The organism is Sphingobium xenophagum NBRC 107872 (assembly GCF_000367345.1).
Classification (GTDB): domain Bacteria; phylum Pseudomonadota; class Alphaproteobacteria; order Sphingomonadales; family Sphingomonadaceae; genus Sphingobium; species Sphingobium xenophagum.
On record NZ_BARE01000007.1, the window covers coordinates 1 to 17,138 of the forward strand.

General features: G+C 63.6%; 17 protein-coding genes and 1 tRNA gene. 11 read left to right on the forward strand and 7 right to left on the reverse strand.

The annotated features are described in order from the left end of the window. The coding region (locus SX1_RS22395; protein WP_019051986.1) for a preprotein translocase subunit SecA at nucleotides 1–1,553 on the forward strand (1,553 nt) is incomplete at its 5' end. Between the two features lie 41 nt (nucleotides 1,554–1,594). On the opposite strand, the gene SX1_RS03740 is transcribed toward SX1_RS22395, so the two are convergent. The 5 genes from SX1_RS03740 to SX1_RS03760 all read right to left on the reverse strand — a co-directional run bounded on the left by SX1_RS03740 (nucleotide 1,595) and on the right by SX1_RS03760 (nucleotide 6,934). Then, nucleotides 1,595–2,944 carry a TolC family outer membrane protein gene (locus SX1_RS03740; protein ID WP_019051987.1) on the reverse strand — a complete coding sequence of 450 codons (1,350 nt, stop codon included), beginning with the start codon at nucleotides 2,942–2,944 and terminating at the stop codon, nucleotides 1,595–1,597. Between the two features lie 39 nt (nucleotides 2,945–2,983). Then, nucleotides 2,984–3,955 (reverse strand): efflux RND transporter periplasmic adaptor subunit, encoded by a 972-nt coding sequence (locus SX1_RS03745; RefSeq protein ID WP_019051988.1) that lies wholly within the window; start codon nucleotides 3,953–3,955, stop codon nucleotides 2,984–2,986. Between the two features lie 247 nt (nucleotides 3,956–4,202). Continuing rightward, nucleotides 4,203–4,277: transfer RNA gene (locus tag SX1_RS03750), tRNA-Glu, on the reverse strand. Between the two features lie 309 nt (nucleotides 4,278–4,586). After that, nucleotides 4,587–5,363 carry a SapC family protein gene (locus SX1_RS03755; RefSeq protein WP_017182483.1) on the reverse strand — a complete coding sequence of 259 codons (777 nt, stop codon included), beginning with the start codon at nucleotides 5,361–5,363 and terminating at the stop codon, nucleotides 4,587–4,589. A gap of 131 nt (nucleotides 5,364–5,494) precedes the next feature. Continuing rightward, nucleotides 5,495–6,934 (reverse strand): FAD-binding oxidoreductase, encoded by a 1,440-nt coding sequence (locus SX1_RS03760; RefSeq protein WP_019051989.1) that lies wholly within the window; start codon nucleotides 6,932–6,934, stop codon nucleotides 5,495–5,497. 77 nt (nucleotides 6,935–7,011) lie between these two features. Between SX1_RS03760 and SX1_RS03765 the strand changes: the two genes are divergently transcribed. Continuing rightward, the gene (locus tag SX1_RS03765; RefSeq protein ID WP_026002276.1) at nucleotides 7,012–7,446 is read left to right on the forward strand and encodes a hypothetical protein; all 435 of its coding nucleotides are present in this window, start codon (nucleotides 7,012–7,014) and stop codon (nucleotides 7,444–7,446) included. Between the two features lie 135 nt (nucleotides 7,447–7,581). Continuing rightward, on the forward strand, nucleotides 7,582–9,003 hold the full coding sequence (locus SX1_RS03770; RefSeq protein ID WP_019051990.1) for a DEAD/DEAH box helicase: 1,422 nt from the start codon (nucleotides 7,582–7,584) through the stop codon (nucleotides 9,001–9,003). A gap of 230 nt (nucleotides 9,004–9,233) precedes the next feature. Here the strand turns inward: SX1_RS03770 and SX1_RS03775 are convergent, their stop codons facing one another. Both SX1_RS03775 and radC read right to left on the reverse strand, forming a co-directional pair. Continuing rightward, the gene (locus SX1_RS03775) at nucleotides 9,234–9,518 is read right to left on the reverse strand and encodes a hypothetical protein (RefSeq protein WP_019051991.1); all 285 of its coding nucleotides are present in this window, start codon (nucleotides 9,516–9,518) and stop codon (nucleotides 9,234–9,236) included. 58 nt (nucleotides 9,519–9,576) lie between these two features. Next, nucleotides 9,577–10,272 carry a RadC family protein gene (gene radC, locus SX1_RS03780; protein ID WP_017182715.1) on the reverse strand — a complete coding sequence of 232 codons (696 nt, stop codon included), beginning with the start codon at nucleotides 10,270–10,272 and terminating at the stop codon, nucleotides 9,577–9,579. 135 nt (nucleotides 10,273–10,407) lie between these two features. Between radC and SX1_RS03785 the strand changes: the two genes are divergently transcribed. From SX1_RS03785 to SX1_RS03820, 8 genes are all read left to right on the forward strand, one after another. Next, a complete protein-coding gene (locus tag SX1_RS03785; protein ID WP_019051992.1) occupies nucleotides 10,408–13,638 on the forward strand; it encodes an intermembrane phospholipid transport protein YdbH family protein in 3,231 nt (1,076 codons plus the stop codon). Further along, complete coding sequence (locus SX1_RS03790) at nucleotides 13,635–13,823, forward strand: YnbE family lipoprotein (RefSeq protein WP_017182713.1); 189 nt, start codon at nucleotides 13,635–13,637, stop codon at nucleotides 13,821–13,823. Before SX1_RS03785 ends, SX1_RS03790 begins: the two co-directional genes overlap by 4 nt. Continuing rightward, on the forward strand, nucleotides 13,820–14,221 hold the full coding sequence (locus SX1_RS03795; RefSeq protein ID WP_019051993.1) for a YdbL family probable chaperone protein: 402 nt from the start codon (nucleotides 13,820–13,822) through the stop codon (nucleotides 14,219–14,221). The genes SX1_RS03790 and SX1_RS03795 overlap by 4 nt, the downstream gene beginning before the upstream one ends. A gap of 170 nt (nucleotides 14,222–14,391) precedes the next feature. Continuing rightward, entirely contained in the window at nucleotides 14,392–14,715 is a 324-nt protein-coding gene (locus SX1_RS03800) for an AtpZ/AtpI family protein (protein WP_019051994.1), read from the forward strand. A gap of 57 nt (nucleotides 14,716–14,772) precedes the next feature. Then, the gene (locus SX1_RS03805) at nucleotides 14,773–15,558 is read left to right on the forward strand and encodes a F0F1 ATP synthase subunit A (protein ID WP_017182710.1); all 786 of its coding nucleotides are present in this window, start codon (nucleotides 14,773–14,775) and stop codon (nucleotides 15,556–15,558) included. 53 nt (nucleotides 15,559–15,611) lie between these two features. Next, nucleotides 15,612–15,839: a F0F1 ATP synthase subunit C gene (locus SX1_RS03810; protein WP_006961951.1), complete on the forward strand. Its 228-nt coding sequence runs from the start codon at nucleotides 15,612–15,614 to the stop codon at nucleotides 15,837–15,839. 85 nt (nucleotides 15,840–15,924) lie between these two features. After that, complete coding sequence (locus SX1_RS03815) at nucleotides 15,925–16,419, forward strand: F0F1 ATP synthase subunit B family protein (RefSeq protein WP_017182709.1); 495 nt, start codon at nucleotides 15,925–15,927, stop codon at nucleotides 16,417–16,419. Then, a complete protein-coding gene (locus SX1_RS03820) occupies nucleotides 16,412–17,026 on the forward strand; it encodes a F0F1 ATP synthase subunit B family protein (RefSeq protein ID WP_019051995.1) in 615 nt (204 codons plus the stop codon). Before SX1_RS03815 ends, SX1_RS03820 begins: the two co-directional genes overlap by 8 nt. Nucleotides 17,027–17,138 lie beyond the last annotated feature (112 nt).

Below are 17,138 nucleotides of genomic sequence, written 5' to 3' on the forward strand. Positions count from 1 at the left end.
GCCCCGCCGCGATGGCGGGCATGCCGGTGCATGTTTTTACCGTGAACGATTATCTTGCCGAACGTGATTGCAACAAATTGCGCCCCGTGATCGAGCGTTTTGGCCTGAGTTGCGGCCTGATCATCCATGGACAGGAAAATCCCGAACGCCGCGCGGCCTATGGATGCCATATCGTCTATGGCACGAACAAGGAGATGACGTTCGACTATCTGCGCGATCAGACGGCGTTGGGAAAAAGGAGAGGGCAGGGGCGGCGCCTGATTGCAGAGCTGTTCGGTCAGGTTGCGCAGCCCTTGCTGATGCGCGGATTGCATTTCGCGATCGTGGACGAAGCGGATTCGATCTTCATTGATGAAGCGCGCACGCCGCTGATCCTATCTGCCGAACTGCCCGGCGATGCAGATGGCGTCTATCTCGCGGCGCTCGAACTGGCCTCCAAGCTGGAAGAAGGCCGGGACTATATTCTGACCGAAGGAACGCGGTCGGTGCATTTGACTACGCATGGCAAGGCCAATGTCGCCGAATTGTCCCAAGGGCTGCCGCACACCCAATGGCGGATCAGGCTGGCGCGTGAGGAACTGGCGATGCGGGCGATTTCCGCCACGCGGCTGTTCTTGCGGGATCGCGACTATATCGTGACAGATGGCAAAGTGCAGATCGTCGATGAATCGACCGGCCGGGTCATGGCCGACCGATCGTGGGAAGGCGGCCTGCATCAACTGGTCGAGACGAAGGAAGCCGTCGAGATTTCGGGCGTTCGCAACACCATGGCCCGCATCACCTATCAGCGCTTTTTCCGCCGCTATCGCCGGTTGAGCGGCATGACCGGCACGGCCGGGGAGGTTGCGGACGAGTTATGGGCCGATTATGGGCTGAAGGTCGTCGTCATCCCGCGCAATCGGACCAATATGCGCAATGATCGCGGTCATGTGATGCTACGGTCGGCGCAGGACAAATGGGCGTTGGTCGCCGCCGAAGTTGCCCAGGTCCAGGCGCAGGAAGGCGCGCGTCCGGTATTGATCGGCACCCGCTCGGTCGCGGATTCCGAAGCCGTCTCGCACGCGCTGGCTGACGCTGGCATAGCGCATCGCGTACTGAACGCGCGTCAGGACGAGGAGGAGGCGGACATCATCGCGCAAGCCGGTGCGCCTGGCGCCGTCACGGTCGCGACCAATATGGCCGGGCGCGGCACTGACATCCTGCTCAGTCCAGAGGCCAAGGCGCTTGGCGGATTGCATGTCATCCTCACGGCCTTTCACGACACCGCACGCATTGATCGCCAATTATTCGGCCGCGCGGCCAGGCAGGGCGACCCCGGCAGCACCATTGCCATCACGGCGCTCGACGACCAGCTCTATGCCGATTTCGCGCCGCGCGCCGCCCGGATCATCGGCTCATCCGTCACGAACTGGCCCCTGATCGATGGCAAGGCGAAAATGCTGCGCCGACTGGCCCAGCGCAATGCCGAGAAACGCCATGCCGCCGACCGGCGACAGACCGAACTCGCCGAGGAACGTCTCCGTAAGACGATGGCCTTTGGCGGCGGAGAATAGCGAGGCGCTGATCGCTCCCGAAGAAAGCGAACGCCTGCCGGTCAATCCGCCTTCACGGTCGGTTGATACAGGATGCTCTGGTCGAAATTGAGATCCGCCGCGTCGGCCTTGCCCATCACCGCAAGCAGGGCGAAGCCCGCGACATAGGCGTCGCGCCGCGCGGTCAGCATCGTGACCTGGGCATTGAGCAGTTCCTGTTCGGCATTGAGCTGGTCGAGCAACGGGCGCAAACCGGCGCTGACTTCCGCTCGCATCCCCGCCAGCACCTGCTGGTTGGCGTTGACCCCGCGCTGCGCCGTGTCGGTCACATGGGTCGTCGCCTGCCATGTGGCGAAGGCGGATCGCGTTTCGGCAATGACCTTGCCTTCGGCATCCAGCGCCTGTTTGTCGGCGACATCCTGCTTCGCGCGTGCCTGTCGCGTCTGCGCGCCGGTGCGCCCGCCATCCAGTATCGGCATTTTCAAGGTCACACCGACAAAGGCCGTCGTCCCGCGATCCCCGTTGCGCGGCCCTGTGCCCTGCTCCAGCGAACCGAGATAATCATATTGATTGAGCCCGCCAATCGCGCTCAATCGCGGGTAAGCCTGCGATCGGGCGACATCAATGTCATACCCTGCGGCGGTCCGCTGCACGCGGGCGGAGGCTATTTCGGGATTGTTGGCCAGCGCCATTTCCACGGCATCGGTGGGCGATGCTGGCATTTGCGGCAAGGGCGGCGGCAGTTCCAGATTTTCGGGCGCCCGGCCCACCAGCCGCAAATATTGCTCCTTGCTTGAAATCAGCCGCGCTCCGGCGGTTTCAAGCTGGCTTTCCGCCAGCGCGAGCCGCGCTTCCGCCTGCGCAACATCGGTCGGCCCGCGACTGCCCGCGCGGCGGCGATCGTCGGCTTCCTTGACGGTGTAGCGCATCACATCGACATTGTTGCGGTTTAGCCCGACTACCGCCTCGTCGCGCAGCACGTCCATATAGGCGCCCACAACAGCGGAAAACAGGTCTGCCTCCGTCTTGTTCATGCCGAATTGGCTTGCCTCCAGCCGCGCCTTGGCTGCGTTCATACTGCCGCGTACCCCGCCAAAATCAAACACGGGCACATTGGCGTTGATCTGACCGACAAGCTGACGATCCGGGTTGGAAAAAAATCCACTCGGCGCGGGTTTGCCGGTCAGGACATTTTCCTGATAGGTCGCGCTGCCGTCGACCGTGGGCATACCGGCGGCGCGGGCCAGCGGCACATCCTCTTCGGCAACGCGGATGCTGGCGCGCTGGGCCGATATGGTCGGGTTGTTGCGATAGGCCCCTTCCAGCGCCTGTTGCAGGGTTTCGGCGCTAGTGGACGATGGCAGGATGGCGCATGCAGCGATACCTGCGAAATAGACTTGCTTCCTGGTCATGTCCGTAAAGCTCCTGTCTGATCAGTGGGATGGGACCGCCTATTTGCTCCGCGCGGTAATGCTTGCGGGCTTGCGGTCGATTTCCAGTCGGCAGCGCAGTCCTGCGGGCAGCTTGTTGCCGGGATTGGGCAGTTCGAGACGCATGCCGAACGTGCCGCTGGCCGCATCGAACACGCGATCGATCACCTTGATACGCGCCCGATATATTCCTCCGACCGGCGCTTCGGGAAAGATCGACACCTCGTCCCCCACCTGCACCGCGTCCAGTTGCGCGATAGGGGCAAAGACTTCGACATTCAGCGGATCGACCTGCGCGATCGTCAGAATATGCGTCGCGTCGGCGCCCCGATACTCGCCCGGCGCCATGCGGCGCTCCGTCACGATGCCATTGACCGGGCTGCGCACGGTCTTTTGTCCGATCACGCGCTGCGCCTGCACATATTCCAGTCGCGCAACCCGCTGGTCTTCCGCCGCCGCCTTGCGCTCTTCTGCGGCGGATTGCGCATTGGCGCGCGCTTCGTCGACGACGTCGCGGGCAAGATATTGGCTGACCTGGTCGGATCGCTGGCTGACCGTGGCGAGATAGGCCGCCCGGCTGGCAGCGGCACGTTCCGTGTGGGGGTTGGACGCACGCGCCTGTGCGGCGGCGGCGGCGGCGCGCTCGACATCGGTGTATAATTGGGCAACGACCTGCCCGCGCTGAACATCATCGCCCCGGTCGACATAGATATTCTGGATCACCCCTTCGACGCCACTATTCACCCGCACGATCTGGCTGGGTTCAATCAGGCAATCTGTGGGGCGGGCCGCATCCAATCCGGGCGGAGTCGCAGCATTGCCGCTGCTGGGCCGCACTGGCGCGCCGGCGGCCTTGGCGGTTGTAACAGGGCCGGCTGGCGCTGGTACCTTCTGTTGCGCAGCGGGTGTTTCATCACTGCGGACGACAAGCGTTATCCCGGCAACCAGCGCCAGCGCGCCGCCACCGAAAATAACAGCCTGTTTGCGATCCATCGACCAAGCCTCCCCCAAAGCACGGCATCAGACGGCTCCCGCCATCCATTGCAGCAATTTATGCGACTTGTATCTTTGGCGAAAGGTCGGAAGTCCCCACTTCATTCCGCATCGGCAACCTAGCCAAGCTTGCAAAATGTTGCAACTATTTGTGACGTTGGAAATGTCTTGGAATAGGTCAGGAAATGCCTGGCAATCTCGCCTCTGCTCTGGGTTGGGCGCGTCGTGCAGGCAGGCTGCATTTGATTGGTGACCCCTACGGGAATCGAACCCGTGTTTCAGCCGTGAGAGGGCCGCGTCCTAACCGCTAGACGAAGGGGCCATGCGCCGCGTCGGGCGGCTGGCAGCGGCCGGGCTTTAGGAAGGCGTGCCGGGCGCGTCAAGGAAAACCGCGCCGGGACCAGACCAGTTGAAAAGCCGCATGCCAAAAAAAACCGCCCCATGCAGAGCATGGAGCGGCCTAGGTTCAGGGAGGAGACGCCTCCAAAGGGGGAGGCGCCCATACGATACACCCGAAAGGGGGGCAGGTGCATCGCATGTTCAGTAGATAGGGCAGGTCACATTCCGTTTCAAGAGGAGATGCAATCGCTTTTCTATCAATTATTTCCGCCGTTTCGGGTTAACTTCCCGTTCAGGCCTGAACGACCTGGGGGATCGGCCCCTTGCCCAGGTTGACCTGCGCTTCGAAAATGTCGCGCATCAGCTGAAGCGAGAAGAGATGGGCGTGGATCAGCGGCAGCATCCCGCTCTGGTTGATCTTGCGCAGTTGGTCGCCGCGCAGGTCGCGCAGCTTTTCCTCGTTGATCATACGGAAACCGCGATAGACGAAGGGCTGTTCGTTGCCCGGCGTCTGGATCGCGACCTCGCCGTCCATCAGCAGGTCCATTTCCTGCAATTCGCGCACGAACTGGCCGGTGCGGGCAGCGGCCTGCTCGAAATCCTCGCAGAATTTCAGCACGCCCTGGGTCAGTTCGGTCGGCTTGCCATCCTCGAACAGGGGCTGGCCGTCCTCGAACGGGCCGATCGCCGGGCTGGTCGGATCGAAGCACAGCGACAGTTCGTCGCTGTCGGGACGCAGCTTAGCCAGCATCCAGGGATAACGGCGCACATAGGCCGGAATGTAGGACGGACCGCCACGCAGCTTGCCTTCGTCATCGACGAAGATGTTGACCCCTTCATTAAGGCCCATCAGCGCCAGCGGCACCGAATCCGTGCCCGCCGAAAAGATGATCGGCACGAAACGCTGGGCGGCGACAAATTCGTCGATCGTCAGCGGAATGGCGTGCTGGCTGGTCAGGAACGGGGCCGAATCGACCGCCACGCTACGGAAATCGGCATGATCCAGGCTGCTCAGCGGAAGGAGGTCATTGTAGAAGATCGGCAGGTTATTCGCGGGCGCGCTGGCCATGATCCGGTATCCATTCTGTCAATATAGCGGCGCTGTGCAGTGGCGCCGCCGGGCGTAAAACTGGGAGAGGGCGATAAAGCCCTGCGCAGCGGGTGGCAATTGCTTTCACACATTGGTTCCGGGCCTGATCTTCAGGCTTCATCGGGCAGGGGAATGAGTTTCCCCGGATTGAACAGCCCTTGCGGATCGAATGCGGCCTTGATCGCCCGCAGCGCGCCGATCCGCGCCGGGCCGGCCAGTCGCGCCAGCTCCGTCCGCTTCATCTGGCCGATGCCATGTTCGGCGGAAATGGACCCGCCAGCCGCTACCACAGCATCATGGACGAAGGCGTTGATCGCCTGGCCCTGCGCCGCGATCCAGCCCGGCCCGTCGCTCGTCCCCTTTGGCGCGCGGACATGGAAATGGACATTGCCATCGCCCAGATGGCCAAAGGATGACGCCGTCGTGCCGGGAAAGCGCGCCATGGCCGCGTCGGCCGCATCGATCATGAAAGCGGGCATCCGCGCCACCGGCACGCTGATGTCATATTGCAGCGCCGGCCCCTGCGCCTTTTCCGATTCCGACAGCGACTCGCGAATTCGCCAGAAGGCTTCGGCCTGCGCTTCATTGGCGGCGACGACCGCGTCGATCGCGATTTCCCGTTCGAACGCCAGCGCCAGCGCGCCCTCCAGCCGTTCGACCGGCCCCGGATCGCGCAGATCGCCATGATCGACCTCGATCAGCACATGCCATGCCGTCCGTGTCTCGATCGGCGACCGGGTGCCGGGGATATGCCCCAGCACAAAGCCCAGCGTCTCGTCGGCGATCACTTCGAATCCCTCGACGGCATCGCCCAATTCCGCTTCCACCAGACGAAGCAGCGCCAGTGCATCGGCCGGGGAGGCGACGCCGACCCAGCCGACCGCCCGCGCCGCTATGGCCGGAACCAGCCGCAGCGCCGCCGCCGTGATCACGCCCAGCGTTCCTTCCGCACCGATCAGCAACTGCTTGATGTCGTAACCGCGATTATCCTTTTTCAGCGCATCCAGCCCATGAAAGATGCTGCCATCGGGCAGCACTGCCTCCACCCCTTCGACCAGCGCCCGCATCGTCCCGTGGCGCAGCACCTGCGTACCGCCCGCATTGGTCGACACCAGCCCACCGATGGTAGCCGACCCCTTGGCCCCCAGGCTCAACGGAAAACGTCGACCGGCGGCTTCCGCGGCATCGTGCAGGTTGCTCAGGATCACGCCTGCCTCGCAGATCGCCAGATTATCGTCCGCGCTCAGGCTGCGAATCCGGTTCATCCGCCGCAGCGACAGGATCAGCGCCGATCCGTCGGCAGGCGGCGTCGCCCCGCCCACCATCGACGTATTGCCCCCCTGCGGCACCAGCGCGACTCCCAACTCGCCTGCCAGCGCCACGATGGCCGCAACCTCCTCCACCGACACAGGTGACAGGATCGCCGCGGCCGTGCCATGATAGCGCCCGCGCCAGTCGCTGACCCATGGCGCAATATCATCCGGGTCGGTGATGACGCCCTTGGGGCCAAGCAGCGCGGAGAAACGATCGATATTAGCCTGTCCAATCATGGGACGCACCTATCCCCTGAATTCATCGACTGTTCAACCATGGGTCGATAGCTTCCGATTCCCAAAAGGGGTTCGATTTGGTTCATTCCATATTGCTGCTGATGGCCGCCACTACGGCTAGCCCGGTTCAATGGGCGCAAATGACGATTGAACAGCGCGTCATCATTCGCGTGCCGATGGCGCGCAAGGGCAGGGCGCCCGCGCGCATAACGGAAAAAGCCGCCGACGCATGGGACGAAAAGAAGGGGCCGCGCTGCGTCGCGCTCCGCTCGATTCGCGCTGCCGCCATCGCCGTGCGCAACGGGGTGGACCTGATCCTGGCCGACGATCATCGCTATCGCGCGCGGTTGGAAAAAGGGTGCGACGCGGCGGCTTTCTATTCCGGTTTCTACGTCGAACCGGACGAGGACGGGTCGCTATGTTCGGGCCGGGACGAATTGCAGGCGCGCGGCGGGACCAGTTGCGCCATCGAAAGCTTCAAGCGGCTGATCGCCGTCGAACCCGACGATTAAGTGTCGCGATCGGGCGGCAGGACAGGGCAAATCGCGCGATTTCCTTGACAAGCGGCCGATATTTCCGCAATGCGCGGCCGATTTCCGTCTCGCTATCGTGCAGGACGGACAAGCCTCCTGTTCCCGGACCATTGAATGACTTTTGCCGATCTCGGCCTTTCCGACGAATTGCTCAGGGCCGTAACCGAGGCCGGTTACGATACGCCCACGCCTATTCAGGCGCAGGCGATCCCGTCCGTCCTGATGATGCGCGACATTATCGGCATTGCCCAGACGGGGACGGGCAAGACCGCCAGCTTCGTGCTGCCGATGATCGACATCCTCGCCCATGGCCGCAGCCGCGCGCGGATGCCGCGATCGCTGATTTTGGAGCCGACCCGCGAACTCGCTGCCCAGGTCGCGGAAAATTTCGAAAAATACGGCAAATACCACAAACTTTCGATGGCGCTGCTGATCGGTGGCGTGTCGATGGGCGACCAGCTTGCCGCGCTCGAAAAGGGCGTGGACGTGTTGATCGCGACACCGGGCCGCCTCATGGACCTGTTCGGTCGCGGCAAGATCATGCTCAATGGCTGTTCGCTGCTGGTCATCGACGAAGCCGACCGGATGCTCGACATGGGCTTCATCCCGGATATCGAGGAAATCTGCACCAAGCTGCCCGCGCAGCGTCAGACGCTTCTGTTTTCGGCAACCATGCCCCCGGTCATCAAGAAGCTGGCCGACAAATTCCTGTCCAATCCCAAATCGATCGAAGTCGCGCGTCCCGCCAGCGCATCGACCAACATCACCCAGCGTCTGGTGAAGGTGGACGCGCGCAAGAAGCGCGACACATTGTCCAAAATGCTGCGCGAAGCCGACGTCACCAGCGCGGTCATCTTCTGCAACCGCAAGACGACGGTGCGGGACTTGAACAAGAGCCTGCAACGCGACGGCTTCAAGTCGGGCGAAATCCATGGCGATATCGACCAGGGTTCGCGCATCGCCGAACTGGAACGCTTCCGCGCCGGCACCGTCAACATCCTCGTCGCGTCGGACGTCGCGGCGCGCGGTCTGGACATCAAGGGCGTCAGCCATGTGTTCAACTATGACGCACCCTGGCACCCGGACGATTATGTCCACCGCATCGGCCGCACCGGCCGGGCGGGCGCATCAGGCGTCGCCTACACCTTCGTCACAGAAGCGGACGCCGAAGCGATCGACAATATCCAGAAGCTGATCGGTACGAAGATCGAGATCGTCGGCGCGGCGGAGGCCATCGCCAGCGCCGAACCGGCCGAAGAAGCCGCACCCAAGACGCCAAGGGGCCGCAAGCCCCGCGCGGCAAAGCCTGCTGCTCAAGCGCCCGTCGCGGACGAATCCGTCGCTGAAAAGCCCAGCCCGGCTCGCCGGTCACGCGCGCAAAAGCCGCGCGAGGAAGCAGCCGCCAGCCCAGCCGCCGCCCCCCGCGCCGCCGAAGCCCCCGCCCGCCAGCGCCGCAACGACCATCAAGACGACGGCCCCGAAGAAGGCTGGAACGGCCCGGTCCCCGAATTCCTGAACTTCGGCTTCGACGCCTGATTGTCGGGTAGGTCGGGCTTTGCACTGTCCGCCCATGAGCGACCAGAAACGCCCACCTCCGTCATCGCCGGACCCTTCGGCAAGCTCAGGACAGGCTTGATCCGGGGTCCCGCTTTCTGCGCGAAGAAAAGCGGGATGCCGGATCAAGCCCGGCATGACGATGGGGGAGTGGTAATGAGCGGCCATTCTTGGTCACTCCGTAGGCCGTGTAGCACCCACGAAGGCTCAATTTATGCAGGCTTGCGGATGTAGATTAGCTCTCCGCTTATCAGGTCCGCAACCGTGCCGATCTCAGTAGAATAAAAGGAGTATTTTCCTCCATCACTCATCAAGCCTATACCTCCAATGTCTGCATAATGATCCCATTCAGCATCTGAGGGAAGGTCGGTGATTTCTATGGACGTCACCTTCATCGGTTCTTTGTTGACAGTAATGACCAATGTCCGTCTGCCGTTCCGAGCAAGCAGCATGTCGACAAGCTGTTCCTCAGAAATAGGATAATCAGCGGCGATCATATCACATAATAATCCATCGCCGTTTATTTGGCTACGTCCGCAATCCACCCATCCCCCCTCACAACAACCCCATCGCCCGCATACTGCTATGCCCGTTCGTGCCGACGATAATATGGTCATGCACCGCGATGTTGAGCCGCTTGCCTGCGTCGATGATCTGGCGTGTCACCTCTATGTCCTGACGGCTGGGTTCGGGCGATCCGCTGGGGTGGTTATGGACCAATATGATCGCTGCTGACCCCAGGTCGATCGCCCGCCTGATCACCTCGCGGACATAGATGGCGGCCTGGTCGATCGATCCGTCGCCCATATTTTCGTCGCGGATCAGCATGTTGCGCGCGTTCAGGTGCAGTACCCGCACCCGCTCCACCCCCAGAAACGCCATGTCCGCGCGCAGATAGTCGAGCAGCGCCTGCCAACTGGCCAGCACGGGCCGCGCCGCCACCTCGTTGCGCAGCGTCCGCAGCATCGTCGCCTGCACGATCTTGATCGCCGCGATGCTGGTGTCGCCCATGCCCGGCACCCGCGCGATCGCTTGCCAGTCCGCGCTCATCAGCCCGCCAATGCCGCCAAATTCGCGCAGCAACGCCTTGGCCAGCGGCTTGGTATCGCGCCGGGGAATCGCCAGCGCCAGGAGATATTCGATCAGTTCATGATCATGCAGCGCATCTCCGCCGCTTTCGGCCAGCTTCTGCCGCAACCGCGCGCGATGCCCCGCGCCATCATGCGTGACTTTTGCGTCCTGCTCCGCCAAACCTGCGTTCCTCGCTACTGGCCATCGACGCTATAAGTTGCGGAATCGCGGGGCAAGGATATTTAATCGCGTACGGACGTTATGGTCCCGTTACGGACCATCAGCGTTACTTGAAAGCCGGGGTTGGCCATAAGCATGGAAGAACAGGACGGCGAAGAGCAGGTTCGCCGGGGTTGGCTACGCTGGCTGGGTGTCGGCACCGGGTCGCTTGCACTGGTGCTGGCCGGGCTGTGGACGCAGCGCGCGCCGATCGCGGAAAATTTCGTCAGCCGCGAACTGAACCGGCGCGGGGTGCAGGCCAATTATGATCTGACCGATGTGGGCCTGCGCACCCAGCGGATCGAACATATCCTGCTGGGCGACCCGGCCAATCCGGATCTGACCGCCGATTGGGTAGAGGTCGACATTGCTTTCGCCGGGCTGACGCCACAGGTCGCCGCGGTGCGCGCGGGCGGCGTGCGGATGCGCGGTTCCTATCGCGACGGCGTGCTGCGCCTGGGCGAACTGGACAAGTTCAGCGATCCTGACTCCACCGAACCCTTCAGCCTGCCCGACATCCTCCTTGCACTCAACGACGCGCGTTTGCGGCTCGATACCGATGCCGGTCAGGTGGCAATGCGTATCGACGGGACCGGCAATCTGCGCTCCGGCTTTCGGGGCAAACTGGCCGCCGCCATGCCCCGCGCGGCCTTTGCCGGTTGCGGCCTGACGGACGGGCGCGCGTCGCTGGCCATCGCCATTGACCGGGGCCGTCCGCATGTCACCGGCCCGGTGCGCGCCTCGGCGCTTGCCTGCCACGATAGCGCCGCGATGGCCCGCCCGGTGGCGACGATTGACCTGACGCTGGGGCAAGCGTTCGACCGCTGGAGCGGCCATGTCGACCTGTCGGGTGAGGCGCTCAAGGCCAGCGGCATCGTTCTGGCCGCACCCAGCGGCCGTGTCGATTTCGACGGCACGGCATCCGCCACCAGCGGCCGTGCCCGCATCGGCGCAAGGGCGCTGGCGGGGCAGGGGGTCATGATCGAACAGGCGAGCCTTGCGGGAACATGGTCGGTCAAGAGCGGCGAAGCGAAGGCGCAAGGCGAACTGTCGGGGCGTCAGCTCCATATGGCGGGCCGCGATCCGCTGGCGTCGCTGCGCAGCTCCACCCTTGGCACCCCCGTCGGCCCGCTCGCGACCCGCTTGGCCGATGCGGTGCGCCGCGCGGGGGACAATAATAACATCAGCACGCGCTTCGCCTTCGTCCAGCGGGGCGCAGCGGGCAGCCTTGCCCTCACCGATAGCCGCCTTGTCGCCCGCAGCGGCGCGCAGGTCGGCCTGTCCCCGGATGGCCGCTTCACGCTGGCCTGGCCGGGCCGCGCCGGTTCCAGCCTCGACTGGGCGCTTGAAGGCGCGTTGCGGACGGGCGGAGGCGGCCTGCCAGACGCCGCGCTGCGCCTGGCTCGCCGCGCCGGTGGCGGCTTTGGCGGCGAACTATTCGTCGATCCCTACGCCGCTGGCGACGCGCGCCTGAGCATCGATCGCGTCCGCTTCATCGCCCAGCCCGATGGCGCAACCCGTTTCTCGACGGCGTTGCGCCTCGATGGGCCGTTGCCCGATGGTCGCCTGCGCGGCCTTCGCTTGCCGATCGAGGGACAGCTTGCCGCCAATGGCGCGCTGGCGATCAACCGCCGCTGCGTGCCCCTGTCGTTGATCGAAGCCCGCTATGGCGCCTTTGCCATTGGCCAGACGCGCCAGACACTCTGTCCTCTGGATGGCGGCGCGCTGTTCGCCATGGGGCCAAAGGGCATCAGCGGCGGCGCGGACATCCCCGATCTGGCGCTTGTCGGCACCAGCGGCGACAGCCCGCTGCGCCTGACCGCCGATCATGCCCGCATCGCACTTGGCCAGACCGGCTTCGCCCTTGCCAACCCCGCGCTGACGCTTGGCCCGAACGACGCTCCCGTCCGCCTGACCGCCGCCAGCCTGGACGGCGCGATGACTGCGCGCGGTCTTGGCGGCACTGTGAGCGGGGCAGGGGGGCAGATCGGCACCGTTCCGCTGATCGTCGAACAGGGCAACGGTACCTGGCGCTTCGCCGACAGCACGCTCGATTTCCGCGCCGCCATGACCGTGCGCGATTCGCAGTCGCCCGTCCGCTTCAACCCGCTTGCCGTTCCCGATTTTGCCCTGACCCTGAAAAATGGCCGCATCGCGGCGACCGGCACGCTGGCCTCGCCGCGCAATGGCGCGACCGTCGCCCGTACCAGCATCGCGCATGAGCTTGGCAGCGGCAAAGGGCATGCGGACCTCGACGTGCCCGGCCTGGTTTTCGGTCCTGCTCTCCAGCCTGACGAAGTCACCCCGCTGGCGCTCGGCGTCGTCGCCAATGTCGCGGCGACCGTGACGGGGAACGGGCGGATCGACTGGAACGGTTCCAACGTCACCTCCACCGGCACGTTTCGCACCGATAATGCCAATCTCGCCGCCGCCTTTGGCCCGGTGCAGGGCCTGTCGGGCGAAATCCGCTTCACCGACCTTATCAACATGGTCACCGCGCCGGGCCAGACCGTCAAGATCACGTCCGTCAATCCCGGCGTGGAAGTCCGCGACGGCACTGTCCGCTATCGGCTGGAAGCGGGGCAGAAGGTCCGAATCGAGGGCGGCGGCTGGCCATTTTCGGGCGGGCAGCTGGTCCTGCTTCCGACCACCATGGATTTCAGCGCCGATGTCGATCGCTACCTGACCTTCCGCGTCATCGGCCTCGACGCCGGGGCGTTCATCCAGGCGATGGAGCTGGACAATATCTCGGCTACCGGCACATTTGATGGCCTCATGCCCCTCATATTCAACTCGCAGGGCGGGCGGGTCGCGGGCGGGGTGCTCGTCGCCCGGCAACAGGGCATGCCGCCGCTGCTGATGCCCGAAGGCGTCTTGCCGACCATCCCCTGTGATCCCGCGCGGCAATCGGGTGTGCTCTCCTATGTCGGCCCCGTATCGAACGAGCAGCTTGGGACGATGGGGCGGCTGGCGTTCGATGCGCTCAAAAATCTGCAATATAAATGCCTGACGATCCTGATGGACGGCGCGCTGGACGGCGAAATGGTCACCAATGTCGTGTTCAACGGCGTCAATCGCGGCCAGTTGGGCGGCACCCCGGCAGGGTTGGCACGCAACTTCACGGGCCTGCCCTTCCTGTTCAACGTGCGGATCGCCGCGCCCTTCCGCGGGCTGCTCGGCACCGCCCAGTCCTTCATCGATCCCTCGCAACTCATCCAGAACAGCATCGGCGACCAGATGCAGGCGACCATGAAGAGCAAAATGAACGAAAGCCTTGCGGTTCAGCCTGCGGAAAGCGACAACATGCCAAACAGGGAGCGCAAATGAAGAAGCAAGCAATCATGATGGCGGGTTTCGCCGGTCTGGCCCTGGGGGGCTGTATTCAGGTCAAGGCGCCTGACAAGCCGATCGAAATCAACCTGAATGTTAAGGTGCAGCAGGAGGTCGTCGTGCGCCTGCAACGTGACGCACAGGATCTCATCCAGAATAACCCGGAGTTGTTCCCGCAATGACACGCAAGATGCTCATGATCGCCGCTGGTGCCGCCGTCGCGCTGGCCGCTGGTTTTGCAATGACCGCGCCCGCCCGTGCCCAGACCGGGGCCGTGGCCAGCGCCATGGCGGCCGGCACGGTGGGCGAACAGGCCGATGGCTATCTCGGCATCGCCGGGACGGTGGCGGGCGATGTCCGCGCCGAAGTCGAATCGATCAACATCAAGCGTCGCGCCGCCTATACGCAGCTGGCCAGCCAGCGTGGCGTCACCGTGCAGGATGTCGCGGCCGCCACTGGTTGTCAGACGCTCAGCAGCAGGGTCAAGACCGGCCAGGTGTATCGCATCGGCGCTGGCGCGTGGCAGACCAAGGGTGCCGGCCCGATCGCGCTGCCGCCCTATTGCGCATCGGCGGGCTGAAAAGACGCACTGGCGGACTTTTCTCATTCCTTCGTCCGGGGGTGCCAATCTCTGCCCAACCATGGTTGACTATCCGCAATCGCCTTTCTAAACGGGCCGCGCCTTGACGGGTGCAGCCGCAAGCGCCATGCCGCCTGCCATATGGGGTAAAACCCCGATGGAGGACGAACATGGTTGCGGATGGATCCGGACAGGACCCGGCGGGGGAAGATGCGCGCATCACGTCTCTGGAAGAGCGGATTGCGCGCGCTGAATCTGTCGAAAAGGTCAGGCAGGGGGCTGTGGAGCAACAGGCGGACGATGGGTCTCGCCTGGGCAACCGGGTTCTTGCAGAACTGATCGGCGGTCTTGTTGGCGGTGCGTTGATCGGCTGGGTTTTGGACCGGCTGTTTGACACATCCCCATGGCTCCTGCTCGTTTTCCTCGGTCTTGGCATCGTGGCGGCGTTCAGGAACATCATCAGATTGACGACGACGAAGCGTCCCCCGGAATAAGGGACGCTTTTGTCATAGTCCGACGTTTAGACGGTTTAGACGTAACAGGGGTCCAGCGTGGCAGAATCCGGCAAAATCGATCCGATGCATCAATTTGCGATCGAACCGCTGTTCGGTACGGATCATCTGTCGATCGGTGGCTTCAACATCGCCTTCACCAACAGCGCGCTCTATATGGTGCTCGCGGCTGTGGTGCTGTGGATCTTCGTGATCGGCGGCATGAAGCGCGAACTGGTCCCCGGTCGCTGGCAGATGGCGGTCGAATATATGACCGGCTTCATCAAGAATCTGCTGATTGCGAATATCGGCGACAAGGGGCGCAAATATATCCCCTACGTCTTTTCGCTCTTCATGTTCATTCTGCTGGCCAACCTTCTGGGGCTGCTGCCGCTGGGTCTGGTGGGGCTTCACCCCTTCACCTTCACCAGCCATTTCACCGCCACTGGCGTATTGGCGATCATGAGCTTCTCGATCGTCCTGATCGTCGGCTTCGCCAAGCATGGCTTCCACTTCTTCTCGCTGTTCGTGCCCCATGGCACGCCCGCGCTGATGGTGGTACCGCTCTTCTTCATTGAACTCGTCTCCTTCATGGTGCGTCCGTTCAGCCTGGGCCTGCGACTGTTCGTCGCGATGACCGCTGGCCACGTACTGCTGAAGGTGCTGGCGGGCTTCGTCATCAACAGCGCCAATGCCTCGCCGGCTTTGGGTCTCACCGTCGGCACCGCCAGCTTCGTCCTGATGATCGGCATCAGCGCGCTGGAAATGCTGGTTGCGGTGATCCAGGCCTATGTGTTCGCGCTGCTGACCTCGGTCTATCTCAACGATGCCGAAAACCTGCACTAAGATTTCCGTAATTTCGTCAACATTATCAATATTCTAACGAAGGAGTTTACGACATGGACGCAGAAGCCGCAAAGCTGCTCGGTGCTGGCCTGGCCGCGATCGGTGCGGGCATCGCTGCCCTCGGTGTGGGCAACGTGTTCAGCGCGTTCCTCGAAGGCGCGCTGCGCAATCCGGGTGCTGCTGATGGTCAGCAGGGCCGCCTGTTCATCGGTTTCGCCGCGGCGGAACTTCTGGGTCTGCTGGCGTTCGTTATCGCCATGATCCTGGTGTTCGTGGCCTGACACATATTGGGTGCGGGCAGGGCGGCTTCATGCTGGCCCGCCCGCATCCCCCCAAATTGACCGCGCCCTGATCGGACGGATAGATATGCCTCAAATCGCGCAAATCGCCGAAACCTACTCCAGCCAGATTTTCTGGTTGCTGTTGACCTTCGGCTTCGTGTTCTTCGTCATCGGCCTCGGCATGGTGCCCAAGGTTCAGGGTACGGCGGACGCGCGCGACGCGAAGATCAGTGGTGATCTGGACGCGGCCAAGGCCGCCTTCGCCCGCGCCGACGAAGCGGAAGCCGACTATCGCGTCCGTGACGCGCAAAGCCGTGCCGCCGCCCAGGCGATGCTGGTTCAGGCCAAGGCGCAAGCCGCCAAGGCATCTGAAACCAAGCTCGCTGCCGCCGACGCTGAAGTCGCCGCCAAGATCGCGGCCGCCGAAGCCCGGATCAAGGCCGCCAGCGATGCCGCTCTGGCAGAAATTGAAACCGTCGCTGCCGATGCGGCACGCGACATGGTGGCCCGTATCGCTGGCGTGCAAGCGTCGGACGATGCAGCCCGCAACGCAGTAAAGGCGGCACTGGCCCATGGCTGAGGCAGCAGCACAGCATTCGGCGGAAACGCCCCCGAACCTTGAACAGGCAATCCATGCCGAAGGGCTGGAGCCGGTCGGCACCGTCGCGCACGAAGGCGTCGCCCCCCATAGCGATCCCAAGGCTGTCGGCATGGACGCCACCGCCTGGGTCAGCCTGGCTATGGCGGCCTTCATCGCCATCCTTCTGTTCAAGAAGGTTCCCGCGCTGATCGGCAGCGTGCTTGACGGGCGGATCGCACAGATCAAGGCGCAACTCGCCGAAGCCTCCAAGCTGCGTGCCGAGGCCGATGCGCTCAAGGCCGAATATGAGGCGAAACTCGCCGCCGCTGCGGGTGAGGCCGAAGCGATGCGCAAGTCCGCCGAGCATGAGGCCGAAACCCTGCTGGAGGACGCCCGCACCGCTGCCGCGGATCTGGTCGTCCGTCGCCAGAAAATGGCTGAGGACAAGATTGGCGCCGCCGAACGCGCTGCCATCACCGCCATCCGCGCCCGCGCCGTCAACGCCGCAACCACGGCCGCGGCCAGTCTGATCGCACAGGGCCATGATGCCAGCGCCGACAAGGCTCTGGTCGATAGCGCCATCAAGGGTCTCGGCCCGGTCGTCTGATCGCGCCACGCCAGACAAATGGAAAAGGGCCGGGCGCAATCCCGGCCCTTTTGCGTTGGCGCTTTAAGTCCTCCCCCGCGGGGCTGAGAAATCGCGCATGACGTTTCGTTAT